This is a genomic window from Brachybacterium sp. Marseille-Q7125 (genome assembly GCF_023062615.1).
Taxonomy (GTDB): domain Bacteria; phylum Actinomycetota; class Actinomycetes; order Actinomycetales; family Dermabacteraceae; genus Brachybacterium.
On sequence record NZ_JALLAL010000011.1, the window covers coordinates 30,939 to 54,365 of the forward strand.

25 protein-coding genes are annotated in these 23,427 nt (G+C 70.8%); 17 read left to right on the top strand and 8 right to left on the bottom strand.

Annotated features, from left to right (window positions below; genetic code table 11):
- Positions 1-199: 199 nt before the first annotated feature.
- Entirely contained in the window at positions 200-724 is a 525-nt protein-coding gene (locus MU407_RS04555; protein WP_246955694.1) for a CarD family transcriptional regulator, read from the top strand.
- Between the two features lie 27 nt (positions 725-751).
- Here the strand turns inward: MU407_RS04555 and MU407_RS04560 are convergent, their stop codons facing one another.
- Entirely contained in the window at positions 752-2,041 is a 1,290-nt protein-coding gene (locus tag MU407_RS04560; protein ID WP_246955696.1) for an MFS transporter, read from the bottom strand.
- Positions 2,038-2,712: an SRPBCC domain-containing protein gene (locus MU407_RS04565; RefSeq protein WP_246955698.1), complete on the bottom strand. Its 675-nt coding sequence runs from the start codon at positions 2,710-2,712 to the stop codon at positions 2,038-2,040. Before MU407_RS04565 ends, MU407_RS04560 begins: the two co-directional genes overlap by 4 nt.
- A gap of 150 nt (positions 2,713-2,862) precedes the next feature.
- Between MU407_RS04565 and MU407_RS04570 the strand changes: the two genes are divergently transcribed.
- The 8 genes from MU407_RS04570 to MU407_RS04605 all read left to right on the top strand — a co-directional run bounded on the left by MU407_RS04570 (position 2,863) and on the right by MU407_RS04605 (position 10,639).
- Positions 2,863-3,609 carry an HAD-IA family hydrolase gene (locus MU407_RS04570; protein ID WP_246955700.1) on the top strand — a complete coding sequence of 249 codons (747 nt, stop codon included), beginning with the start codon at positions 2,863-2,865 and terminating at the stop codon, positions 3,607-3,609.
- The gene (locus MU407_RS04575; protein WP_246955702.1) at positions 3,606-6,155 is read left to right on the top strand and encodes a glycosyl hydrolase family 65 protein; all 2,550 of its coding nucleotides are present in this window, start codon (positions 3,606-3,608) and stop codon (positions 6,153-6,155) included. Before MU407_RS04570 ends, MU407_RS04575 begins: the two co-directional genes overlap by 4 nt.
- Positions 6,155-7,267, top strand: coding sequence for a YihY/virulence factor BrkB family protein (locus tag MU407_RS04580; protein WP_246955704.1), 1,113 nt, complete (start codon positions 6,155-6,157; stop codon positions 7,265-7,267). The genes MU407_RS04575 and MU407_RS04580 overlap by 1 nt, the downstream gene beginning before the upstream one ends.
- Positions 7,264-7,830: a peptide deformylase gene (gene def / locus MU407_RS04585; RefSeq protein ID WP_246955706.1), complete on the top strand. Its 567-nt coding sequence runs from the start codon at positions 7,264-7,266 to the stop codon at positions 7,828-7,830. The genes MU407_RS04580 and def overlap by 4 nt, the downstream gene beginning before the upstream one ends.
- A gap of 74 nt (positions 7,831-7,904) precedes the next feature.
- The gene (locus MU407_RS04590) at positions 7,905-8,333 is read left to right on the top strand and encodes a Rieske (2Fe-2S) protein (protein WP_102236027.1); all 429 of its coding nucleotides are present in this window, start codon (positions 7,905-7,907) and stop codon (positions 8,331-8,333) included.
- A 2-nt stretch (positions 8,334-8,335) separates the two neighbouring features.
- The gene (gene trmB, locus MU407_RS04595; RefSeq protein ID WP_246955707.1) at positions 8,336-9,190 is read left to right on the top strand and encodes a tRNA (guanosine(46)-N7)-methyltransferase TrmB; all 855 of its coding nucleotides are present in this window, start codon (positions 8,336-8,338) and stop codon (positions 9,188-9,190) included.
- Positions 9,187-10,236, top strand: coding sequence for an LCP family protein (locus MU407_RS04600; RefSeq protein ID WP_246955709.1), 1,050 nt, complete (start codon positions 9,187-9,189; stop codon positions 10,234-10,236). The genes trmB and MU407_RS04600 overlap by 4 nt, the downstream gene beginning before the upstream one ends.
- Before the next feature lie 37 nt (positions 10,237-10,273).
- Positions 10,274-10,639, top strand: a complete 366-nt coding sequence (locus MU407_RS04605; protein ID WP_246955711.1) for a DUF4235 domain-containing protein — start codon at positions 10,274-10,276, stop codon at positions 10,637-10,639.
- 3 nt (positions 10,640-10,642) lie between these two features.
- Here the strand turns inward: MU407_RS04605 and phoU are convergent, their stop codons facing one another.
- Positions 10,643-11,323, bottom strand: a complete 681-nt coding sequence (phoU, locus tag MU407_RS04610) for a phosphate signaling complex protein PhoU (RefSeq protein ID WP_102236031.1) — start codon at positions 11,321-11,323, stop codon at positions 10,643-10,645.
- 172 nt (positions 11,324-11,495) lie between these two features.
- Between phoU and MU407_RS04615 the strand changes: the two genes are divergently transcribed.
- Together MU407_RS04615 and MU407_RS04620 are read left to right on the top strand one after the other, a co-directional pair.
- Positions 11,496-12,713, top strand: a complete 1,218-nt coding sequence (locus MU407_RS04615; protein ID WP_246955714.1) for an ATP-binding protein — start codon at positions 11,496-11,498, stop codon at positions 12,711-12,713.
- 43 nt (positions 12,714-12,756) lie between these two features.
- Complete coding sequence (locus tag MU407_RS04620; protein WP_102236033.1) at positions 12,757-13,446, top strand: response regulator transcription factor; 690 nt, start codon at positions 12,757-12,759, stop codon at positions 13,444-13,446.
- Positions 13,447-13,459: 13 nt separating this feature from the next.
- Here MU407_RS04620 and MU407_RS04625 read toward each other — a convergent pair whose 3' ends face one another.
- A complete protein-coding gene (locus MU407_RS04625) occupies positions 13,460-13,975 on the bottom strand; it encodes a hypothetical protein (RefSeq protein WP_102236034.1) in 516 nt (171 codons plus the stop codon).
- A gap of 117 nt (positions 13,976-14,092) precedes the next feature.
- Between MU407_RS04625 and MU407_RS04630 the strand changes: the two genes are divergently transcribed.
- Positions 14,093-14,575, top strand: coding sequence for a CarD family transcriptional regulator (locus MU407_RS04630; RefSeq protein ID WP_102236035.1), 483 nt, complete (start codon positions 14,093-14,095; stop codon positions 14,573-14,575).
- A 22-nt stretch (positions 14,576-14,597) separates the two neighbouring features.
- Positions 14,598-15,305 carry a 2-C-methyl-D-erythritol 4-phosphate cytidylyltransferase gene (locus MU407_RS04635; protein WP_246955716.1) on the top strand — a complete coding sequence of 236 codons (708 nt, stop codon included), beginning with the start codon at positions 14,598-14,600 and terminating at the stop codon, positions 15,303-15,305.
- A 21-nt stretch (positions 15,306-15,326) separates the two neighbouring features.
- Here the strand turns inward: MU407_RS04635 and MU407_RS04640 are convergent, their stop codons facing one another.
- The gene (locus tag MU407_RS04640; RefSeq protein WP_102236037.1) at positions 15,327-15,635 is read right to left on the bottom strand and encodes a hypothetical protein; all 309 of its coding nucleotides are present in this window, start codon (positions 15,633-15,635) and stop codon (positions 15,327-15,329) included.
- 10 nt (positions 15,636-15,645) lie between these two features.
- On the bottom strand, positions 15,646-16,425 hold the full coding sequence (locus MU407_RS04645; RefSeq protein WP_233190713.1) for an IspD/TarI family cytidylyltransferase: 780 nt from the start codon (positions 16,423-16,425) through the stop codon (positions 15,646-15,648).
- A 78-nt stretch (positions 16,426-16,503) separates the two neighbouring features.
- Here MU407_RS04645 and MU407_RS04650 point away from each other — a divergent pair, with 78 nt between their 5' ends.
- Genes MU407_RS04650 through ilvA form a run of 3 tightly spaced genes read left to right on the top strand, consistent with a single transcriptional unit; the run spans position 16,504 to position 18,649 of the window.
- Entirely contained in the window at positions 16,504-16,815 is a 312-nt protein-coding gene (locus tag MU407_RS04650; RefSeq protein WP_102236038.1) for a PTS lactose transporter subunit IIB, read from the top strand.
- Complete coding sequence (ispF, locus tag MU407_RS04655) at positions 16,812-17,348, top strand: 2-C-methyl-D-erythritol 2,4-cyclodiphosphate synthase (protein WP_246955718.1); 537 nt, start codon at positions 16,812-16,814, stop codon at positions 17,346-17,348. The genes MU407_RS04650 and ispF overlap by 4 nt, the downstream gene beginning before the upstream one ends.
- A complete protein-coding gene (gene ilvA, locus MU407_RS04660) occupies positions 17,348-18,649 on the top strand; it encodes a threonine ammonia-lyase IlvA (RefSeq protein ID WP_102236040.1) in 1,302 nt (433 codons plus the stop codon). Before ispF ends, ilvA begins: the two co-directional genes overlap by 1 nt.
- Before the next feature lie 16 nt (positions 18,650-18,665).
- On the opposite strand, the gene galE is transcribed toward ilvA, so the two are convergent.
- Both galE and MU407_RS04670 read right to left on the bottom strand, forming a co-directional pair.
- Positions 18,666-19,631: a UDP-glucose 4-epimerase GalE gene (gene galE / locus MU407_RS04665; RefSeq protein ID WP_102236041.1), complete on the bottom strand. Its 966-nt coding sequence runs from the start codon at positions 19,629-19,631 to the stop codon at positions 18,666-18,668.
- A 32-nt stretch (positions 19,632-19,663) separates the two neighbouring features.
- Positions 19,664-21,124, bottom strand: a complete 1,461-nt coding sequence (locus MU407_RS04670; protein ID WP_102236042.1) for a GuaB1 family IMP dehydrogenase-related protein — start codon at positions 21,122-21,124, stop codon at positions 19,664-19,666.
- Between the two features lie 152 nt (positions 21,125-21,276).
- Here MU407_RS04670 and MU407_RS04675 point away from each other — a divergent pair, with 152 nt between their 5' ends.
- Positions 21,277-23,427, top strand: coding sequence for an LCP family protein (locus MU407_RS04675; protein ID WP_246955720.1), 2,151 nt, complete (start codon positions 21,277-21,279; stop codon positions 23,425-23,427).

Sequence of the window (23,427 nt, forward strand, 5' to 3'; positions counted from 1 at the left end):
ATTTCGTGTCAGATCCGTGAGATCATAGAGAGGCGCCGACGTAGGTGCCGCCACCCTGTACCTGCAGGCCGAGCGGCACTCGAGCCGCCCCGACGTTTCCACTCCCCCGGTCCTGCGACCGTGGACGCCGCGCGGCCGCCCCGACCCCACCAGGGCCGTGGGTACCGGCGGCGCACAGGTCAACCCAGGAGGTAAGAGCTTGTCCGTCGCGACCCCCGCCCCGAAGATCGGTGAGGTCCTCACCCACCCCGTCCATGGCCCCGTCAGCATCGTGGCCACCTGCACCCGCACTGTGCGCGGCGAGGAGAGGGACTACGTGGACCTGGAGGTCATCGGCGACGAGATGCGCATCTCCGTCCCCGCCGACGGCAAGGACGTGATCGGCCTGCGCCCGCTGCTGGCCGAGAAGGAGATCGCAGAGCTCATCGCGAAGCTCGCCGAGCCCATCGAGATCCCCGCCAAGAAGGCGTCCTGGGCCCATCGCATCAAGTCCCTGCAGATGCAGCTGCAGACCGGCCGTATCAGCGACCGCGTCGAGGTGATCCGCAACATCATGCGCGATTCCGGTGGCGTGCCCTCCTCCCTCGCGGAGCGCAATCTGCTGCGCCAGGCCGTGGGCCCGCTGGCCTCCGAGGTCGCGATCGCCCGCGACATCTCCCTTGATGAGGCCACTGAGCTGCTGCAGAGCACCGCTGAGGGTGCCCTCGAGTCCAAGGCCGCCTGAGCCGACCTCTCACCACGCTGCCCCGCGTCACGTCCTCCCGCGCACCCCGCCGGAGGGTGTGACGCGGGGCAGTGTGCGTGCGAGCCACGCTCCTCCGGCGAGGCACAGTGCCCCGGTGACCGCCCCGGCCGCTGCCACCGGCGCAAGCAGCGTGATCCCGGAGACCAGCAGCGGCGCGACCAGCCGCCCGCCCCCGAGCATCGTGTTCCACCAGGCGAGATAGCCGGTCCGCCCATGCACCGGGGAGACATCGATCCCGAGGGTCATCACGATCCCCGACCCCAGGCCGTTGCTCACCGCGATCAGCAGCATCGGCACCACGAGCGCGACCACGGCTGCCGCCTCGCCCCGCCCCGCCAGCAGCGTGCCCAGCACCGCGAGCAGCACGAACCCGGCTCCGAGCCCGAGCGCGCACGGCACCGCCGCGGCGGCCCGGCCATAGCGGTCCATGAGCGTGCCCGCCGGGACCACCAGCAGGATCTCGACGGCCGCCCCGACCCCGAAGACGATCGAGATCCACAGGGCGTCCAGGCCCAGCGCCGCCCCCAGCAGCGGCACGATCACCGGGCGGTTCACCCGCGCCATCATCACCGGTGCGATTCCCGCGCCGACGGACGCCATCCGTGCCAGCACCGCCCGGTCCAGGCGCCGACGGGCCGGGCTGCGCGGCAGCTTCCGCCCCGGCCCTGCGGTGCGCACCGTGCGCTCCCCCGGCGGGAGGAACAGCGCGATGAGCGCGGTGCCAGCCCCGACCACCACCGCGAACAGCAGGAACACCGCGGGGATCGACCAGCTGGCCATCACCGCCGCACCGAGCAGCGGACCGACCACCTCTCCCAGGCGCAGCACCCCACCGAACAGGGTCATGCCGCGGGCCCGCATCGTCGGCGGCAGGGCGGTGCCCAGATACGACTGTCGGCCCAGCTGCCACACCTGGGTGGCGGCGGCGATGACCACCAGCAGCGCCACGAACCGCGCGCGCTCCATCGGCCCGCTGGGCGCATCGAGAGCCGCGTTCAGCAGGGCGAACAGCGCCAGGCCCGCACCGACCAGCAGGACCCCGGTGCCGACGAGGGCCGGGCGAGCGCCGAGCCGAGCGATCAGCCGCCCCGCCGGAATCGGCCCCAGGAAGGAGGCGGCGCCGAAGATCACCGTGAGCCCCGCGGACTGCGGCACGTTGAACCCCAGGTCAAGGGCGATCAGCGGCACGAGTGGGAGCAGTGCCGCCAGTCCCGTGAACTCCAGGAAGGTTGGGGCGTACACCGAGGGGATGAGGGTGCGCAGCACCCTCGCCGTCGGCCCGTCGATGGCGGTCAAACCTCCGCGGTCTCGGCGATCGCGATGCTCTCCGCGTTCCGCGCGACCTGCTCATCCATGCCCGCGGCAATCGCCTCCGCGGTCCAGCGCACCGCCCAGGCGCGCCGATGCTCCGCCCCCTCGACGCTGCTCAGCCACGCCGGGGTGGGCGTCGGGACGGGCTCCAGGCACGTGGTGGCCCAGCCGCCCGTCTGCGCCGCGAGCGCCAGCAGCGCGATCTCCCAGCCGATCGCGAGGGCCGCCGCTCCGCGCCGTGCGAAATCCGCAGCGTCCATCACCGCGCTGTGCCGCAGACGCAGCCGGGTGGTGCCGTCGTCCTCCGGGTCCAGCCGCACCAGCAGCGGCCCCTCCGCCCCGGGCTGCCGCCAGTCCACGAGCAGTCGATGCGGCTCGGCGATCTCCACCACGGTGCCCTCGACCGGGGACGCCCCCACTCCCGGGGACTCGAAGCCGGAGCCCTCGCTGAGCTCGCCCCGCACCGGGCCGAACCACTGCGCGAGCTCGTGAGGGTCTGTGATCAGCGGCCACACCTGGGCGGGGGCCAGGGAGAGGTTGGTGGTGAGGGTGAGCACGACCTGCACATGCGGGTGTCCCTCGTGACTGGTGCGGGTATCGATCTCGAGCTCGCGGCGCACCGCGTCGAGCACCGGCAGCGACTGCGTGAGGGTCATCGTCTCCTCGATAGGTCGGGCTGCTCCGCCCCGGTGCGCGGGCACGGGAGCGGACGCAGGCAGAGTAGCCCACTGCGCGCCGACCTGCCATAGCGTCGGCCGACGCGCAGGATCCGCGGTGCGCCGCGCCCACCAGGACGGACCCGTAGCATGACCGGTGTGAGTGACGCACAGAGCTTCAGCCGGGACGCTTTCACGGGCCATCTGTTCGATCTGGACGGCGTGATCACGCCGACCGCCGAGGTGCACATGCGGGCGTGGGCGCGCATGTTCCAGGGATTTTTGGACTCGCGCGGGATCACCGAGCCGTACACCGATGAGGACTACTTCGCGTACGTGGATGGCAAGCCGCGGTACGACGGGGTGCGCTCCTTCCTCACCTCACGCGGCCTCGAGCTGCCCGAGGGGGAGGACGCCGACACCGCCGACCAGGCCGCCGGTAAGGAGACCGTCCGCGGGCTCGGCAACCGCAAGAACGACATGGTGCTCACCCTGATCCGCACCGAGGGCGTCGCGCCCTACCCCGGCACCGTCGCCTACCTCGATGCGCTGGGGTCGCAGGCGCGCCTGGCGATCGTCTCCTCCTCCCGCAATGCGGAGGAGGTGCTCACCAGCGCCGGGCTGCGCGAGCGCTTCGAGCACATCGTGGACGGCAATGTGGCGCGGGCCGAGGGTCTGCCGGGCAAGCCCGCCCCGGACACCTTCGAGCACGCCGCGGACCTGCTCGGCGTCCCGCATGAGCAGTGCGTGGTGTACGAGGATGCGGTCTCGGGGGTGCAGGCCGGGGCGGCCGGGCGTTTCGGCGCGGTGATCGGGGTGGACCGCGGGGCGGGGCATGACGTCCTCGCGCGCGCTGGCGCGACCCTGGTGGTCTCCGATCTGGAGGAGCTGGCATGACCCGTCTGCGCAATGTGCCCGCGGACCCGGTGGACCGCACGCGGCTGCCGGTGGATCCCTGGCGTCTGGTGGAATCCCGCCCCGGCGGTGACCCGGGCGTCATGGAGACGCTGTTCGCCACCGCGAACGGCTACCTGGGGATGCGCGCCACCCCCGAGGAAGGGCGAGATGTCGCCCAGTACGGCACCTTCCTCAACGGCTTCCATGAAACCTGGTCGATCCACCATGCCGAGAGCGCCTTCGGCTTCGCCAAGACCGGGCAGACGATGATCTCCGTCCCCGATTCCTCGGTGCTCAAGCTCTACGTGGATGATGAGCCGCTGCTGCTGACCATCGCGGATCTTGAGAGCTACGAGCGCTGGATCGACTTCCGCGAAGGAGTGCTGCGCCGCGAGCTGATCTGGCGCACTCCGGCCGGCAAGCGCGTGCAGGTGTCCTCCTCGCGCATGGTCTCCTTCACCCAGCGCCACCTCGCCCTCATGGAACTGCAGGTCACGATGCTTGACGGGGCCGCCCCGGTGGCGGTCTCCTCGCAGATCATCAATCGGCAGGATGTGGCCGATGACTTCGGCAAGGGCGGCGGCGGGTCCTCCCCCATCACCGATAAGGACGATCCGCGGCGCACCACCGACTTCACGCACCGCGTGCTCGAGCCGCTGCAGGACTGGCACAGCGAGCGCCGGATGCTGCTGGGCTACCGGGTGGCGCAGTCCGGCATGACTCTCGCCGTGGGCGCCGACCACGAGGTGGAGTGCGAGGCCGAGATGGAATACCTCATCGACACCATGCCGGACCTGGGCCGGCAGGTGGTGCGCGGGCACCTCGAGCAGGGGCAGACCCTCACCGTCCGCAAGGCAGTGACCTACCACTCCTCCCGCTCCGTGCCGCATCGCGAGCTGTTCGACCGCTGCCGGCGCACTCTGGACCGGGTGCGCGAGGAGGGCTTTTCCACCCATTACGACCAGCAGCGCGAGTACCTCGCGGACTTCTGGACGAGCTCAGATGTCCAGCTGCCGGGCCAGGATGCCGCCCAGCAGGCCACCCGCTGGTGCCTGTTCCAGCTGGCGCAGGCCGCGGCCCGCTCCGACCAGTGGGGCATCCCCGCCAAGGGCGTGACGGGCTCCGGCTACGAGGGCCACTACTTCTGGGACAGCGAGGTGTACGTCGTCCCGTTCCTGACGTTCACCCAGCCGCGCTGGGCCCGTAACGCCCTGCGCTTCCGCACCAACCTGCTGCCCAAGGCGCGTGAGCGCGCCCGCGAGCTGAACCAGCGCGGAGCCCTGTTCCCGTGGCGGACCATCAACGGGGATGAGGCCAGCGCCTACTACGCCGCCGGCACCGCGCAGTACCACATCGATGCGGACGTCGCCTACGCCTTCGCGCAGTACGTGGACGTCACCGGGGATCAGGATTTCCAGCATCGCGACGGGGTGCGGGTGCTCGTGGAGACCGCCCGACTGTGGGCGGACCTCGGGTTCTGGCGGCACATGGCCGATGGCTCCGCGAGCTTCCACATCAACGGCGTGACCGGCCCGGATGAGTACACCACCGTGGTGAACAACAACATGTTCACCAATGTCATGGCGCGCTACAACCTGCGCCGCGCCTGCCGGGCGGTGCGCGAGCTGCAGGAGGCGGATCCGACGGCCTACGAGGCCCTGCGGGTGGAGCTCGAGCTCGATGAGCTCGAAGTGGAGCAGTGGAACGAATGCGCCGACGGGATGTTCATCGCCAAGGACGAGACGCTGGGCATCCACCTGCAGGAGGACCGGTTCCTGGAGCGGGAGGTGTGGGACCTGTCCTCCACCCCCGAGGAGGCCTTCCCGCTGCTGCTGAACTTCCACCCGCTGGTGATCTACCGCTTCCAGGTGATCAAGCAGGCCGATGTGGTGCTGGCCCTGTTCCTGCGCGGCAGCGAGTTCACGGCCGAGGAGAAGCGCCGCAACTTCGAGTACTACGACCCGATCACCACGGGTGATTCCTCCCTCTCGGCGGTGGTGCAATGCATCATGGCCGCCGAGGTGGGGCACCAGAAGGCGGCGCTGGACTATTTCCGGGCCGGACTGTTCGTGGACCTCGGGGACCTGCACCACAACGCGGCCGATGGCGTGCACATCGCCTCCGCCGGCGGGGTGTGGAACGCGCTCGTGCATGGTTTCGGCGGGATGCGGCAGGACGAGGGCCGCATCTCCTTCGACCCGCGCCTGCCGGCCGACTGGCCGGAGCTGCGCTTCCCGCTGACGGTGCGTGGCTCCCGGTTCCGGGTGCGTCTGGTGCGCGAGGAGATCAGCTTCACCCTCGAGACCGGGGAGCCGCTCGCGGTCACGGTGCGTGGGCAGGAGGTCACCATCACGGCCGACGGGGTCACGGTGCCGCTCGAGGACCAGGGACCGCTGCTGTCCGATGAGGTGCTGACCCATCCCGTGGGGCTCGGCGACGCCCGGGCCGACGGCTCGATCATGACGTCCTTCGTGCCGAGCGACCCCGAGGACCCGTGGGAGTACCCCGTCCTCAGCGACCCGGACGAGATCATCGAGAACAGCTGATGGCCCGCGAGGTCGAGATCCCGCGGCCGCGCCTGAGCGTGCTGCACGTGCTGAACCGGGTGCGCATGCGACTGCTGGACATCCAGGTGTGGGACGTGGCCGGGACGATGACCTTCTACCTCGTGCTCTCGCTGTTCCCCGGCGCCGTCGCGGTGGTGTCGCTGATGAGCCTGATCGGGGTGGAGCACGAGACCCTCACCGCGATCTCGGAGATCACCGGGGAGATCTTCCCGACCTTCGATCCGCGCCCGTACCTCGTAGCCATCCAGGCGGTGTCCTCGGCCGGCGGCGGCCTGTGGGGGCTGGCGCTGGGCACCATCGGCTCCCTGCTCTCGGCCTCCAACGGCGTAGCGGCCTTCCATCGAGCGCTGCACCGCGTCTACGACACCCGAGAAGGACGCCCCTTCCTGTGGTTCCGCACCATTGTGTTCGGGGAGACGGTGCTGATCGTCGCGGTCGTGCTGCTCAGCATTGGCATGCTGATCGTCGGTGGCGGGGCGTCGCAGCGCATCGGTGAGCTGATCGGCATCCCCACCATCGCCTTCGAGGCCTGGAACCTCGTGAAATGGCCGATCCTGCTGATCATCCTGATCATCGGGGTCTCCGGCGCGTACTACCTGTTCCCCAATGTGCGCCTGCCCCGCTACCGGGTGATGACCCTGGGCTCGGTGCTCAGCGTGCTCGTGCTGTTCGGTACCGCGCTGCTGGCCGGGCGGCTGATGGAATACGCCACTCGCTTCGCCGAAGTGCTGACCGTCCTGAACGGCCTGATCGCGATCCTGCTGCTGATGTGGGTGGCGAACATCGTGGTGGTCTCCGGCGCGGCGCTGGACGCCGAGTTCCTGCGCGCCCGCCAGATCGCGTCCGGCATCCCGGCCTGGCATCACATCGAGCTGCAGCCGCATGCACGGCATACCCTGGACTTCCTGGCCTCGGATGCGGATCAGGCGGCAGAGCTGGGCCGCACCGTCGCCGACGCCGTGCGCGAGGGCCGACCGCTGAGACGCGAGCGCAGCCCCTGGATCGTCGACGCCGCCCATCCCCTGGCGGTGAACCCGCCCAAGAGTCATCCCGTGACCAGCACGCCCGAAGAAGGAGACCCCTCCGCATGACCGTCCGCCCGATCACGATCGTCGGCCATCGCGCCCTGTCCCAGCGCACCCGCAAGGTCCGCGAGATCACCGATGAGATCCGCGAACTGGTGGCCGACATGGTCGAGACCAGTGCGGCCGCCAACGGGGCCGGGCTCGCCGCCCCGCAGGTCGGCTCCCGCTGGCGGCTGTTCGTCTACTCCTGCACCGACGGGCAGGGGCAGATGCGCCGCGGCGTCGTGATCAACCCGGTGCTGGAGCGCTTCGGCGGCCTGGTGCTGGATGAGGAGACCCTCGAGGGCTGCCTGTCCGTGCCCGGGGAGGGTTTCCCCACCGCCCGGTATCGCGGCGCGCGTGTGAGGGGCATCGACCTCGACGGCCAGGAGATCGTCGTGGAGGACGAGGGCGGGGTGCTCGCCCGCGCCCTGCAGCACGAGGTCGACCACCTCGAGGGCATGCTCTACCTGGACCGGCTCTCCCCGGCCCGGCGGCGGGAGGCCCTCGATGCGGTGACCGCCCGGGGCTGGCGCGCCCGGTCCCTGCGCTCGTGGGACCCGCGCGAGGTCGAGGCGCCCGATGTGTGAGCCCACCGTGTGAACCCCCTGACGTCCGGCGCAGGGCCCGATGCTGTCCAGCATCCGCCGACTATCCTGTGGTCATGGAACGTCCCTGCCTGTCTCGTCGTCATGCCCTCCTCGTCCCCGCCACCGCGGCGGCCGGCGTCGGAGCCCTCGCGGCCTGCGCCCCCGAGGATCAGGGCTTCGGGACCAATGCGCCCGTGCGCGCCGAGGACGGTGCGGTGCCGCTCGCGGACATCCCCGAGAACACCAGCACGCTCGTGAACTTCGGTGGCCAGCAGCCCTTCGTGCTCGTGGTCCGCGGCGAGGGCGAGGACGTCACCGCCTACTCCGGCTACTGCACCCACAACGGCTGCGCCCTGCGCGAGGTCGAGGATCAGCTGGACTGCCCCTGCCACGGCTCCCGCTTCGACGCCACGACCGGCGAAGTGCTCGTGGGCCCGGCCACGCGGCACCTGCCCGAGGTGGCGGTCCGCATTGAGGGCGACACCCTGCAGCGGGACGGCTGACCGTGCAGCTGCATCAGACCTCGAAGGGCCTCCGGCCCCACCGGGACGTGGTCAGCTTCGTGCGGCGCGGCGAACGGCTGAGCACTGAGCAGCAGGAGGCGTGGGACGCGCTGGCCGAGCAGTACGTGCTGGATCCGCCGCGCGCCCACCGCGATACGCTGCCCGCCGCCGGGGAGACGCTGGATGTGCCCGCCCTGTTCGGGCGGACGGCACCGCTCGTGGTGGAGGTCGGCTCCGGCCAGGGGGAGAACCTCGTCGCCGCTGCTCTCGCCCACCCGGAGCGTGACTTCCTGGGGGTCGAGGTGTACGCGCCCGGCCTCGCCCAGACCCTGGTGCGGCTACAGGAGGCGGCCGGGCAGGACGGCGCTGACCTGCCGCAGAACCTGCGGATGCTGCCGCTGGATGCGCAGCGGGCCCTGCCGCAGATGCTGCCATCGGCGTCGATCGATGAGCTGTGGGTGTATTTCGCCGATCCGTGGCCCAAACAGCGCCACCACAAGCGGCGGCTGATCAACCCGCCGTTCCTGGATGCGGTGCTGCCGCTGCTGCGGGAGGGCGCCGCCTTCCGCCTCGCGACCGACTGGGCGCAGTACGCTCACCACATGCGCATCCAGCTCGATGCACGCCCCGAGCTGGAGCTGCTGTTCCCGCAGGGCCCGCGACCCGACGGGGACTCCACCGATGCCGTGCCCGAGACCATGGCGATGACCGGCTGGGCACCGCGTTTCGCAGGTCGGGTGAAGACAGGTTTTGAGGCCAAGGGCCGACGGGCCGGGCGCCTCATCTGGGATCTTGCGTACACCCGGGTGGCAGAGCCCGGGACCGACGACGGCACCGCCGGAGAGGGGTCGGCATGACCGGGAACGATGATCTGGAGCTGCCCGCGGAGTGGGACGCGGACGAGGATCCGCAGCGCGACCGGCGCGGCGGCCGCCGCGCCGCCCTGATCGCGCTGGGCCTGGTGGCCGTGCTGGTCCTCGGCGTCGGCCTGGTGGTGGGCAACTACCTGCGCGGCCTGCAGAACTCCTATGAGAAGCGCACCGTCGTGGAGATCACCCGCGGCCCCTCCGATGGCGAGGCCCCCGCCCCCGTCGAGGGCAGCGGCCAGAACTTCCTACTGCTGGGCTCGGACAAGCGCTCCCCCGAGGCGGCCGCCGCCTCCGGGGTGTACGGACAGCGCTCGGACGTGATGATGCTCGTGCACGTCAGCGAGGACAAGGACGCGGTGTATGTCATGTCCTTCCCCCGTGACCTGTACGTGGACATCCCCGGGCACGGGAAGGACCGCATCAATGCCGCCCTCGCCTTCGGCGGGGTGAGCCTCGCGGTGACCACGGTGGAGAACTACGTGGGCGTGCCGATCGACCATGTGGCCCTGGTGGACTTCGACGGCATCCAGGGACTCGTGGACACCCTCGGCGGGGTCGAGGTGCAGGTGCCCACGAACTTCACCGCGGACGGCCACACCTTCACCAAGGGAATGCAGCAGATGAACGGCGAGCAGGCGCTGGTGTTCGTGCGCCAGCGTAAGCAGTTCGCCGACGGCGACTTCCAGCGCAACCGCAATCAGCAGGCCCTGCTCAAGGGCATCGCGGACAAGCTCATCAGCCGCGACACTCTCACCGACCCCGGCAAGCTCGCGGACACGGTCGAGTCCATCTCCCCGTTCCTCACCACGGATGCGGGGCTGAGCTCCACCGAGATGGTGCAGCTGGGGCTGTCGCTGCGCTCCATCCGCGGCGGAGACATCTACTACCTCTCGGTCCCCCACGGGGAACCGACCACCACCAGCGGCGGAGCGAGCGTGGTGGCCACCGATGAGGAGGAGATGGCCGTGCTGCGGGAGGCTCTGCGCACGGATTCGATGGGAACCTATTACGCTCAGAACGCCGGCCGCTACTGAGGGCCGACGCCGCTTCGCTCACCCCTGGGAGGACCCCGTGGCCAATCCGATCGTGACCATCGCTGTTCCCATAGCCGGGTTCATCGCCGCACGCCTGGGCTCCCAGGCGGCCTCCGCCGGGTGGGGCGCCGTGTTCGGGGAGGAGGCCCCCACCCCGAAGAAGCAGAAGGCCGCGGAGAAGGCCGCTGCGCAGCGCCGCAAGGAGCTCAAGAAGGAAGGGGCCTCGAAGGCGGAGATCTCCGCGGTGCGCAACCCGGAGGATGAGACCCCGGTGTGGAAGATCGTGCTGTGGACGACGATCTCCGGCCTCGTGCTGCAGGGGCTGCGCGTGGCCGCGCAGCGCGGCACCAAGACCGGGTTGGAGCGGGCCATGAGCCGTCGGCCCCGCTCCAACCGCGGCTGAGTCTCAGAACTCCGGGACGTCCACGCCCGGGTGGAGGGTGTCCGGGGCGTCGCCGGTGACCAGGAAGCCCACACGGCGCACCAGGGAGACCGCGTGGTCGCCGATGCGCTCGTAGAAGCGGATCAGCAGCGTCATGTCGATGATCTGGGCGTTGGTGTACTCGTCCTGGCCGCCGCGCGCGATCTGACGGGAGATCTCGAGCATCAGCTCGTCCATCTCGTCGTCACGCTTCTCGACCTGCGCGGCCAGCGCGAGGTCCCGCTCGGCGATGACCTCGCAGGCATCCTTGAGGGCGGCCCGGGCCAGCTCGCTCATGCGCACGATCTGCTCGCGGTGCCGCTCGGGCACGGCCAGCTCGGGGTTGGCGCGGCGGGCGGTCAGGGCGACGTGCGCGGCCAGATCACCCATGCGCTCGAGCGATGAGCTCATGCGCAGCGTCGCGACGAGCAACCGCAGATCGGTGGCCACGGGCGACTGCCGGGCCAGCAGTTCGACGGCCTTCGCATCGAGCTCGACCTGACGGGAGTCGATGTGGGGATCGGCCGTGATGACCCGCTCGGCGAGGGCGAGGTCCCCCTCGAGCAGGGCGGTGGACGCGTCCTGGATGGCGGTGTCGACCAGCCCGGCCATGTCGATCAGGTCGTCGACGATGTGCCGCAGGTCGCTCTGGTACGCCTCGCGCATAGTGATGCTCCTTGACTGTGTACGAACGTCAGCGCCGATGCTCGCAACTCGGAATGAACGGAGGTCGACGGCTGGTGAACACGAAGCGTAGCTGGCATGAACGCTTCAGGACATCGCGTCACCGGGCCGGGCGTGGCGCCCGGGAGGCGATGCGGGGATCTAGGCTGGATCAGTGCCCCTGTCTGCTCTGCTCCTGCTCGCCGCGGCAATCGGTCTGGTGATCGGCGTCGCGGCGACGCTCACGCTCGCCCGTTCGGACCGTCGGCACGACGAGGAGGCCCCCGCCCCCGCGGAGCAGCGCGTGCCGGAGGCCGCCGCGGAGGTGCTGGCGATCCTCTCGTCCGCATACGTCGTGCTGGACTCCAGCGGTGACGTCCTGCGCGCCTCGCCGCTGGCCTATTCCTACGGCATCGTCCGCGCTGCCGAGGGTGATTACCCGCGGCTCGCCAGCCGCGAACTGATGGAGCTGGCCGCCGATGTGGGCCGCAACGGCGGCTACCGCGATGAGCGCCTGACGCTGCGCCGCTCGACCGGGCAGGACACCGACGCGGTCATCGACGTGCGGGTGGGCGCCCTGGGTGAGCGCGGCGCACTGCTGCTGGCCGATGACCTCACGCGGGCGGTCCGCGTCGAGGAGACCCGCCGCGACTTCGTCGCCAATGTCTCCCATGAGCTGAAGACCCCCGTCGGCGCGATCACCCTGCTGGCCGAGACAATGGAGGACGCCGCCGAGGACCCCGATGCCGTGCGCCGCTTCGCGGAGCGCATGCAGACCGAGACCCGGCGCCTGTCCCACCTGGTGCAGGAGATCATCGAGCTGTCGCGGGTGCAGGGCGGCTCCGCCCTGCCCGATGCGACGCCGGTGGAGATCGACGAGGTGGTCGAGGAGGCCGTCGCGCTGAACCGCAACTTCGCGCTCGGCTCACAGATCGAGATCGCCGTGGGCGGCACCCCGGGGCTGCGGGTGTACGGCTCGGTCGCGATGCTCACCACGGCGCTGTCGAACCTGATCTCCAACGCAATCTCCTACTCCGATGCGGACACCCGCGTGGGTGTGTCGGTGCGCCGCGACGGCGGCATGGTCGAGATCTCCGTGAAGGACCAGGGCATCGGCATCTCCAAGGAGAACCTGGAGCGGGTGTTCGAGCGCTTCTTCCGCGTGGACCGGGCGCGCTCACGCAGCACCGGCGGCTCAGGACTGGGTCTGGCGATCGTCAAGCACATCGCGACCGACCACGGCGGCGAGGTCACCGCCTGGTCGATGCGCGGCCAGGGCTCCACCTTCACGCTGCGGCTGCCGGAGATGGGCCGCACCGAGACCATCACCGTGGGCGGCCGCCCGGCGGGCGAGTCCGCCCCGGCCGCCTCGAGCTCGGCCGCGGACGCCTGACGTACCGTGGCTATGGAACACCGTGCCGAAAGGGGCAGATGAGATGACGCGGATCCTGATCGTCGAGGACGAGGAGTCGTTCTCCGACCCGCTGTCCTACACCCTCCGTAAGGAGGGCTACGAGGTGGCGGTGGCCGACAACGGCACCGACGGGCTGCGCATCTTCTCCGCGCACGGCGCCGACCTCGTGCTGCTGGACCTCATGCTGCCCGGGATGAGCGGCACCGAGGTGTGCCGGGAGATCCGGCGGACCTCCACCGTCCCGGTGATCATGCTGACCGCCAAGGACGACGAGTTCGACAAGGTGCTGGGCCTGGAGCTGGGCGCCGATGACTACGTGACCAAGCCGTACTCCTCCCGCGAGCTGCTGGCCCGCATCAAGGCGGTGCTGCGGCGCGGCCAGGACTCCGCGGAGGCGCAGGAGGATGCGCCCCTGACCGCCGGGCACATCATGATGGATGTGGAGCGCCACGTGGTCCAGGTCCATGGGCAGGATGTGGCGCTGCCGCTCAAGGAGTTCGAGCTGCTGGAGATGCTGCTGCGCAATGTGGATCGGGTGCTGACCCGCGGCCAGCTCATCGACCGGGTGTGGGGCGCGAACTATGTCGGCGACACCAAGACGCTGGATGTGCACGTCAAGCGGCTGCGCGCGAAGATCGAGGATGACCCGAAGAACCCCGTGCACCTGGTGACGGTGCGGGGCCTGGGCTACAAGTTCGAATCCGGCTCCTGAACCGGGGCGGGGCTCAGGCCCCGCCGTCGGAGGCGGCCGAACCCTCAGCGTCTTGGTAGTACGTCACGTCCCCGGTGATCGTGGGCAGAGAGCTGGTCTCGCTCTGCCCTTCCGCGGCGACCTCCAGCTGCAGCACCGCCCCGGGCACGACATCGCCCACATTCGCCTCCACGAGCTGCTGGCCCTGGCCCGCACCGAACTCCTGCACGCCCTGCGGCTCCAGGGACACCGAGGTGGAGAACACCGTGGTGCCCTCCGCGGTCATGCCGGTCAGCTCAAGAGTGACCGGCTCCTCGCTGTAGTTCACGGCGGTGCCGGTCAGATGCGCGGAGCCGTCCTCGCCGATGAAGACCGCGGCATTGCGGATCCCGGAGTGCATCGCGCCATCCACCTCGATGGTGGCGTTCATGCCGTCGCCGGCCTGGTAGAACTCATGGGTCTGCGTCGGGGACATGACCGAGCAACCGCTGGCGGCCAGGGCCAGGCCCACAGCAGCGGCGGAGAGCACGAGACGGCGGGAGGGACGCACAGAGGACTCCTGTTCGGTGCCGCGCAGGCGGCGGGAGAGGACGGGACAGCGTCCACAGAGTACCGCACGGGCCAGGAGCGGCCGCGCTAGACTGGCCTGCGGAAAGGGGACCCCCACATGAACTATGCCGTCGGCGAGACCGTCGTTTACCCGCATCACGGTGCCGCGCTGATCGAAGAGGTCACCACCCGCATCATCAAGGGCGAAGAGCGCACCTACCTGAAGCTCAAAGTCGCTCAGGGTGATCTGACGATCGAGGTTCCCGCCGACAACGTCGACATGGTGGGGGTGCGGGACGTGGTGGACTCCGAGGGCCTCGAGGAGGTCTTCGACGTGCTGCGCCAGCCGTACATCGAGGAGCCCACCAACTGGTCTCGCCGCTACAAGGCGAATGTGGAGAAGCTCGCCTCCGGCGATGTGAAGAAGGTTGCCGAGGTGGTGCGGGACCTGTGGCGCCGCGATCAGGATCGCGGCCTGTCCGCCGGGGAGAAGCGCATGTTGGCCAAGGCCCGGCAGATCCTCGTCTCCGAGCTCGCCCTGGCTCAGAAGACCGATGAGACCGCCGCCGAGGGCATCCTCGACGAGGTCCTCGCCTCCTGAGCTGGCTGGCCTCCCCCACCCCATGGCACTGACCTTCGACCCGGCGACGGTGCGTCCGCTGATCCCGGCCCTGGCCCCGGCGGCGGCGGGAGTCGCGCACGGCCGGGAGGCACCCTGTCTGACCCTGCTGGGCGGCAGCCGACTGATCGACCGCCTGCTGCACACCCTCGAGCAGCTGGGCCTCGGCGCACCCATCGTGCTCGCCCCGGCCCCCGCGCTGGCAGCGCTGCGGCAGGCCCTGCCGTCGGCGGTGCAGGTGCGCGGGGTCGAGGGCGATCGATGCGCCGCCCTGCGTGAGGGTCTCGCCGCCACGGACGCCCCGCTGCTGCTGATCCATGATGCGGAGCGGGCGCTCACCCCCCGCAGCGTGATCGAGCAGGTGCTGGGGGCGCTCACCGCTGACGTGGATGCGGTGGTGCCGGTCACGGCCGTGACGGACTCGGTGAAGGCGGTGCGGTCCGACGGGCTGCACAATGTGGACCGCGAGTCCCTGGCCACGCTGCAGAGCCCCCGGCTGCTGCGGCGCGAGCTGCTCGAGCAGGTTCTTGCCGCCCCTGCGGACGGGACTGACGAAATCCAGCTGGCTCTCGCGCACGGGGCGCAGGTGCGTGCGGTGCCCGGCTCCCATGCGGGCGCCGCGATCGTGGATCGGCTCAGCCTGTGGCAGGCGCAGATCTCCCTGGGGCTGGCCCGGGACACCTCGCATCGCCACGGCCTGGCCCGCAGCTGACGGGCTCAGCGGGGGCGGGTCTCAGCGGCGGCGGCTGCGAGCCACGGCGCGGAACTCGCCGAGCATGCGCCGCGGCTTGGACAGCAGACTGCGCGGCAGCGAACTGGCCAGCTCCCCCGGATCCCGGCGCAAGCGCCGCAGCAGGCGGCGCGGCTTGGAGCTGATGCGCTGGCGCAGGTCCGGCAGGTAGTCCTCCGAGACGTCCAGGCGCGTCACGGCGCCGCAGCCGGTGCACTGGATCTCGGTGACGAACCGACCGGCGTACACCACCGCGTGCTCTGCCTCCTCATTGCAGGCGGTGCAACGCAGGTAGCTCTCCTCGACGCTCATCGGCTCCTCCTCAGCGGGACCTCAAACCTAGCGCGGCCACCACATCCTGGGCGAGCAGGAGGTCCTGCGCGTAGGTGATCTTGAAGTTCGTCTCCTCGCCGCGCACCCAGGTCACGGGGATATCCGTGTATTGCTCGGCGCAGGAGGCGGTGTCGGTGCCCACGAAGCCGTCCCGGGCCGCCGCCTCATAGGCATCCAGGATCGGGCTGGCCCGAAAACCCTGCGGGGTCTGCACCCGCACCATCGTCTCGTTCCCGACGCCGGGGGCCAGGCGCTCCCCCGGGGCGATGCCGACGAGGTCCTCGGCGGGGATGCCGGGGACGGCCCCGCCGGACTCCCGGGCGGCATGCAGCACCGCGGAGGCCAGGCCATGAGAGACCAGCGGACGGGCGGCGTCATGGATCAGCACGGTGTCCACCGCTCCGGAGTCGATGCGGTCGGCCAGATGCCGCAGCGCCAGCAGCTCCGACTCCTGGCGGGTGGAACCGCCGGGGATGATCTCCAGCGGGCACTCGGTCTCTCGGGTGGCCACGAAGCGGGCGTGTTCGAGGTCCTCGGGCCGCACCACGAACACCAGCAGGCCCACGCCCTGCACGGTGGCCAGGGTGTTCAGCCCCCAGGCGGCGATGGAACGGCCGGACAGCTGCAGGAAGGCCTTGTTGATCCCCGCGCCGACGCGGGTGCCAGAGCCCCCGGCGAGCACCACGGCAGCGGCCCGTCCGTGCAGGCGGGGGCGGCGGTGTCGGCGGATCTGGCTCACCCCGGCATCGTAGACGTCCGCAGTGATCATGATGGAACCGCACAGCGCCTCGTGACAGAATCGACGACTGCCGCCCGTGCCCGCTGTCGCTGTCTGTCAGGAGATCGCATGCTCACCATCGCCGTCGTGTGCGGCGCCGGGATCGCCACCTCCGCGCTGATCGCCGGTCAGGTCCGCGATCACATCGCAGCCTCCGGGCATCGCGCCCACGTCACGCAGGCCACCGTGATGGACCTGCTCTCCCCCGACTTCCAGGCCGATCTCGTGGTCTCGACCGTGGATCTGCCACCGGCGCTGGGCATCCCGGTGGTCTCCGCGATGCCGCTGCTGCTGCAGACCAACCCGGCCCAGACGTTCACGGACATCGACACGCTGCTGGCCCGCATCACCGGCACCGCGGGAGGGAAGGACGCCCGATGAACACCGATCGCACGATCGATACTGCGCCGATGCCGCTGCCGCGCGTGGGCACCGGCGTGGATGTGCACGCTGTGGCCCCGGAGGGAGCGGACCGCGAGCTGTGGGTGGCCGGGCTGCTCTGGCCCGGCGAGCGCGGGCTCGTGGGTCACTCGGACGCCGATGTGGCCTGCCACGCGGCCTGCGATGCGCTGTTCGCGGCGGCTGGCATCGGGGACCTGGGGTCCCATTTCGGGGTCGCTGACCCGCAGTGGGCCGGTGCGGCCGGGGCGACGATGCTGCGCGAGGCCGCCCGTCGGGTACGGGAGGCCGGGTATCGGATTGGGAATATCTCGGTGCAGGTGGTGGGGAATCGGCCCCGCCTGGCGACCCGCCGTGAGGAGGCCGTCGCGGTGATGAGCGAAGCCGCCGGCGCCCCCGTCTCCGTCTCCGGCACCACCACCGACGCCCTGGGCCTGACCGGCCGCGGGGAGGGCGTCGCGGCAATCGCCACCGCCCTCGTGGTGGCGCTGCCCCAGCCCGCGAAGGAGGCCTGATGAGCACCACCGAACAGTCCGCTGACCGCACCCCGCTGCCCACGTCGGCAGCGGATGTGGAGGCTGCCGCTGAGCAGCTGGCCCCGGTGCTGCGCCGCACCCCGCTGGAGATGTGCCCGCGGCTGAGCGAGATCGCCGGGGTGCCGGTGTGGCTCAAGCGGGAGGACCTGCAGTCGGTGCGGTCCTACAAGCTGCGCGGCGCCCACCTGTTCATCGGCTCCCTGGAGCCCGCCGCGCGGGAGGCCGGGGTGGTGGCGGCGAGCGCCGGCAATCACGCCCAGGGCGTCGCGCGGGCCTGCCGCAGCCTGGGCATTCCCGGCCGGATCTACGTGCCGAGCACCACGCCGCGGCAGAAGCGCGAGCGGATCACCGCGATCGGCGGGGACCTCGTGGAGCTGGTGCTGGTGGGCGATACCTTCGACGATGCTGCGGAGGCCGCCGCCCGGGATGCGGAGACCAGCGGCGCCACGATGGTCCCGCCCTTCGATCATCCGCGGATCATGGCCGGGCAGGGCACGGTCGCGCTCGAGGCCGCCGAGCAGCTGCACCTCGAGCACGGCCGCGAGGTGGGCACGCTGGTGCTGCCGGTGGGCGGCGGAGGGCTGCTGGGCGGCTGCGGGGCGTGGCTGCGTGAGCGTCTGCCGGGGGCCCGGATCGTGGGTGTCGAGCCCGCGGGGGCGCCGTCGATGGCGGCGGCCCTGCGCGCGGGACGCCCCGTCGCGTTACCGGATATGGACCGTTTCGTGGACGGTGCGGCGGTGCGCACCGTCGGCGCCGCACCGCTGGCGATGGCGCAGGCGCTGCAACCGGATCTCCTGGCCGTCGACGAAGGGGCGGTGTGCACCGAGATGCTGGCCCTGTACCAGGTCGATGGCATCATCGCCGAGCCGGCGGGGGCGCTCGCGGCCTCCGCCGTCGCCACCGGCGCACTCGGGGATCTCACGGGGGCCGATGGGGATGTGGTGGTCGTAGTCTCCGGCGGCAACAATGACGTCTCGCGGTACAACGAGGTGGTCGAGCGTTCCCTGGTCCACGAGGGCCTCAAGCACTACTTCCTGGTGACGTTCCCGCAGGAGCCGGGAGCGCTGCGCCGCTTCCTGGACCGGGTGCTGGGCCCCACCGATGACATCGTGCTGTTCGACTACATCAAGCGCAACAACCGCGAGGAGGGCCCGGCCCTGGTGGGCCTCGAGATCAGCGCGAAGGAGGATCTCGAGCCGCTGATGGCCCGCATGGCGGCCTCGCGGATGGAGATCGAGCGGATCGACCCGCGCGACCCGATCTACCGCTACCTCACCTGAGGGGCCGAGCCCCCGCTCAGGACTCGGCGCGTGCGGCGACGGCGGAGCTCACGATCTCGTCCAGGCCGTGCTGCGCCGACCAGCCCAGGGTCTGGGCGATGCGGTCCGCCGAGCAGATCAGGCGGGCCGGGTCCCCGGCGCGGCGCGGCCCCATCTCCGGGGTGATCTCGATGCCCTTGGCGCGGGCGATCGCCTCGATCACCTCGAGGACGCTCGACCCGGTGCCGGTGCCCACATTGAACACCCGGTGCGGGCGGTCCTCGCCGCGCAGGTAGTCCAGGGCGGCCAGATGCGCTTCGGCGAGGTCCAGCACGTGCACGTAATCGCGGATGCAGGTGCCATCGGGCGTGTCGTAGTCATCGCCGAACACAACCGGCGCCTTCCCCTGCGCGAGACGGTCCAGGACGATCGGCACCAGGTTCATCACCGCGGTGTCGGCGAGCTCGGGCCAGCCGGCCCCGGCCACGTTGAAGTAGCGCAGCCCCACGGTACGCATCCCGTGGGCGCGCTCGGCATCGGCCAGCATCCACTCCCCCACGTACTTCGTGGCGCCGTAGGGATTGATGGGCTGCGGTGTGAGGTCCTCGGTCACCAGGTCCACATCCGGCACGCCGTACACGGCGGCCGAGGAGGAGAACACGACATCGCGCACCTGGGCGGAGGCGCAGGCCGCGAGGACGTTGGCGAGCCCGCCCACGTTGTCGTGCCAGTACATCTCCGGCTTCTCGACGGACTCCCCCACCTGCTTGTGGGCGGCGAAGTGGATGACCGAGTCCGCGCCCGAGGCGCGCAGGTGGAAGGCGAGCTTCTCCCGGGCATCCGGGAGGGTGACATCGAGTTCGATGAGCTCCGCTCCCGCGGTGCGCTCACGCAGGCCGGTGGAGAGGTCATCGACCACGACCACCTCCCGGTCCTGCTCCAGCAGGAGCCGCACCACGTGCGACCCGATGTACCCGGCACCACCGATCACGAGAGTCGTCATGGCACCAGCCTACCCGGGGTGCGCCTCGCCGCTCAGGACCAGGAGCTGGCCAGGGGCCGACCCTCGGCGTATCCGGCCGCGCCCTGCAGCCCGATGACGGCGCGCTCGCGGAACTCGGCGGTGTCCGCCGCCCCGGCGTAGGTGAAGGAAGATCGCACCCCGGCGGTGATCTGGTCCAGCAGGTCCTCGACCCCGCCGCCGGCCGCATCGAGATACATGCGGGAGGTGGAGATGCCCTCCTCGAACAGGCCCTTGCGGGCGCGCGCGAAGGCGTCCTCCCGGGCGGTGCGGTGCGAGACGGCCCGCTTGGAGGCCATGCCGAAGGACTCCTTGTAGGCGCGCCCGGACTCATCGGTGCGCAGCTGCCCCGGCGATTCGTAGGTGCCGGCCAGCCACGAGCCGATCATGACGTTCGAAGCCCCGGCGGCGAGCGCGAGCGCGACGTCGCGCGGGTGCCGCACCCCGCCGTCGGCCCAGACATGGGCGCCGAGCTCGCGGGCCTGCTGGGCGCATTCGAGCACCGCGGAGAACTGGGGGCGGCCCACCCCGGTCATCATGCGGGTGGTGCACATGGCGCCCGGGCCCACGCCCACCTTGACGATGTCGGCCCCGGCCTCGATGAGCTCGCGCGTGCCCTCGGCGGTGACGATATTCCCGGCGGCCAGGCGCACCGCGGTGCCCTCGCGGGGGCCCAGCGCCGTCCGGGCGGCCTGCAGGGCTTCGATCATGCGGTCCTGGTGGCCGTGGGCGGTGTCCAGCACGATGACGTCTGCGCCGATGTCCACGAGGTCCCGCACCCGGGCGGCGACATCGGCGTTGATACCGACGGCCACGCCGATGCGCAGGCGACCCTCGCTGTCCACGGCCGGGCGGTAGATGGTCGAGCGCAGCACCCCGGTGGCAGTCAGGACACCGCGCAGCGTCTGATCGTCATCCACCACCAGGGCGGCCTCCCGGTGGGTGGCGGCGATGCGGGCGTGCAGCTGCGCGGGCTCAGACTCGAGGTCCGCGGGGTGCAGCACCGGCACGTCGTCGCTGAGAACCTCCCCCACCTGGGTGAAGGAGTCCTGCCCGGCGATCTCGTCGGCGGAGACGGTGCCCAGCACGTGCCGCTGCTCATCGACGATCACGACGATGCCGTGGGGGCGCTTGGGCAGCAGGTCCGCGGCCTGCCCGAGGGTGCCGTCGGCCGTGAGGGTCAGGGGATGGTCCACCAGCAAGTCACGGCTCTTGACGCTGCGGACGATCGAGGCGATGCGCTCGGGGGCGAGATCCTGCGGCAGGATCGCCAGGCCCCCGCGGCGAGCCATCACCTCGGCCATGCGGCGGCCGCTGACCGCGGTCATGTTCGCGGCGATCAGCGGGATCGTCGTGCCGCTGCCGTCGTCGCTGGCCAGGTCCACATCGAAGCGGCTGGTGACCGCGCTGCGGCGAGGCAGGAAGAAGCAATCGTCGTAGGTGAGATCCGTGATCGGCTCGTGGATGATGCGCATGGGCCCAGCATCGCATGGAGTCATGTGCGGGCAGCGATCCGGCGCTGGGTGGGGCGCGACGTTTCCGGACCTCCACACGCCTCTCACAGCGCATGCCAGGGTTGCGCGGATGCTCCGCCTAGGATGTCGGGCGTGACGAACGGACCCAGCGCATGACGGACTCGTCCTCGATGCCGAGGCGACGCCGACAGAAGGGCCGCCATCGCAAGATCGAGCGACCTGCCCAGTCGACGCCGCTTCCCGATCAGGAGGCGCGGCGGCGGCGCGATGCTGCCTTCGGCCACGCGTCGCAGCGCCGCACCTGGGTGGTGGGCCCCCAGCAGGACGAGGTGGAGCCGCAGCAGGCAGAGGTGGAGCCCCAGCAGGCCGAGGTGGCTGACGAGCCGGCCGAGCAGGTTGAGCCGGTTGAGCCGGTCGAGCAGGTTGAGCCGATTGAGACGGTTGCACCGCCCGCGCGGCCGCGCGGACGCCGGGCCGCCTTTCCGCTGGATCAGCTGCCTGAGTTCCCGCCCGAGGCTATGGAGCAGGACGCGCCTGAGAACGACGGCGAGACAGGGCTGGATCACGAGCACGACGCCGAGGTCGACGCCTGGAGCGCATCGTCCGCGCCGGAACCGGAACCTGAGCCGGAATCTGAGCCTGAGCCCACACCGGAGGCGGAGCCTGACCCGGAGACGGCGCCTGTCCCGGAGCCTGCGGCCGTCGCCGCACGGCGGACCGAGCACGGGCCCGTCGGCTCTCTCCCCCAGGTCGCCGGCTGGACGATCCTGACCTCCCTGGTGCCAGGCACCGGACTGCTGACCACCCGTCTGCGCCGCGTGGGTGCGGTCCTGCTGGGGATCCTGCTCGTGGTCGGTCTCGCAGTCGGCGGCCTACTGCTGTTCGGCGACCCACTGCGCACCGCAGCGACCTTTGCCTCGCGCCGCGGGATCCTCATCGCCGCGATGATCGTCCTGGCCGTGGCCGGGGTGGTGTGGGCGCTGCAGATCATCGCCGCGAATCTCGCGCACTCCGCCCGGCAGCGCCTGGAGGGCGCCAAGCGGCACCTCGCGCTCGTCCTCGCGGCGGTGATGGTCCTGGTGGTCGCGGTGCCCTTCGGTCGCGGTGTGCAGTCGCTGTGGGCGCTGCAGGGCCTGATGGGCTCCAGGGCCGTGTTCACCGGGGGCAACACCGCGCGGGATCACCGCCTGCAGGAGGGCAAGGATCCCTGGGCTGGGGTGGGGCGGCTGAACATCATGCTGCTGGGCCAGGATGCCGGGGCGGATCGCACCGGCACCCGCCCGGACGCCATCATGGTGGCCTCGATCGACACCGAGACCGGCAAGACCGCGCTGTTCTCCATTCCCCGCAACCTCGAGCATGTGCGCTTCCCCGAGGGCACCCCCGCGGCCAAGGAGTTCCCCGACGGGTTCCGCTACTACGGCCCCAACCAGGACCTCATCAACGCCGTGTGGTCCTGGGCGGAGGATCGCCCGGACCTGTTCGAGGGCGATCCGGAGCCGGGGCTGACCGCCACCCGCTGGGCCGTCGAGGAGACCCTGGGCCTGGAGATGGACTACTACGCGATGGTGAACCTCCAGGGCTTCGAGGACCTCGTGGATGCCCTGGGCGGGGTGGACCTCGTGGTGGAGCGGCGCATCCCCATCGGCGGTGGCGCCTCGCAGGTGGAGGGCTACATCGAACCGGGCGCACAGACCCTCGATGGCTTCCACGCCCTGTGGTACGCCCGCTCTCGCGAGGGCTCTGATGACTTCAACCGCATGTGCCGCCAGCAGCGGATCGTGCGGGCCATCGCCGAGGAAGCGGATCCCACCTCGATCGCCCTGTCGATCCCGAAGCTGGTGAAGGCCACGGAGACGAACATCGTCACGGACCTGCCGGTGAACAACCTCGATGCCTTCGTGGAGCTGGCGCTGCGGATCAAGGAAGGCGGCTTCACCTCCTACCCGATCACCCAGGACGTCACCTTCAGCGGCAACGCCGACTGGGACTACCTCAAGGAGTGGACGCAGGCCTCGATCGAGGACTCGATGCAGCGCGGCCCGGAGTCCGTCAAGGGCGAGACCGAGCCGGGCTCGACCGAACCCGCCGAGACCGGGGCACCGCCCGAGGAGGACACCGAGGACTCCGACACCGGTAAGGAGGGCTCGGACACCGGCGAGGACGGCGCTGCGGAGGAGAAGCCCACCAAGGAGGAGAGCTCCGATGGGCAGGGGTCCTCGGAGAAGACCGAGGCTCCGGAGGTCGAGCAGGATCCGCTCAAGAGCTGCCTGCCGGGGGCCGATCAGAGCCAGTTCGGCTGA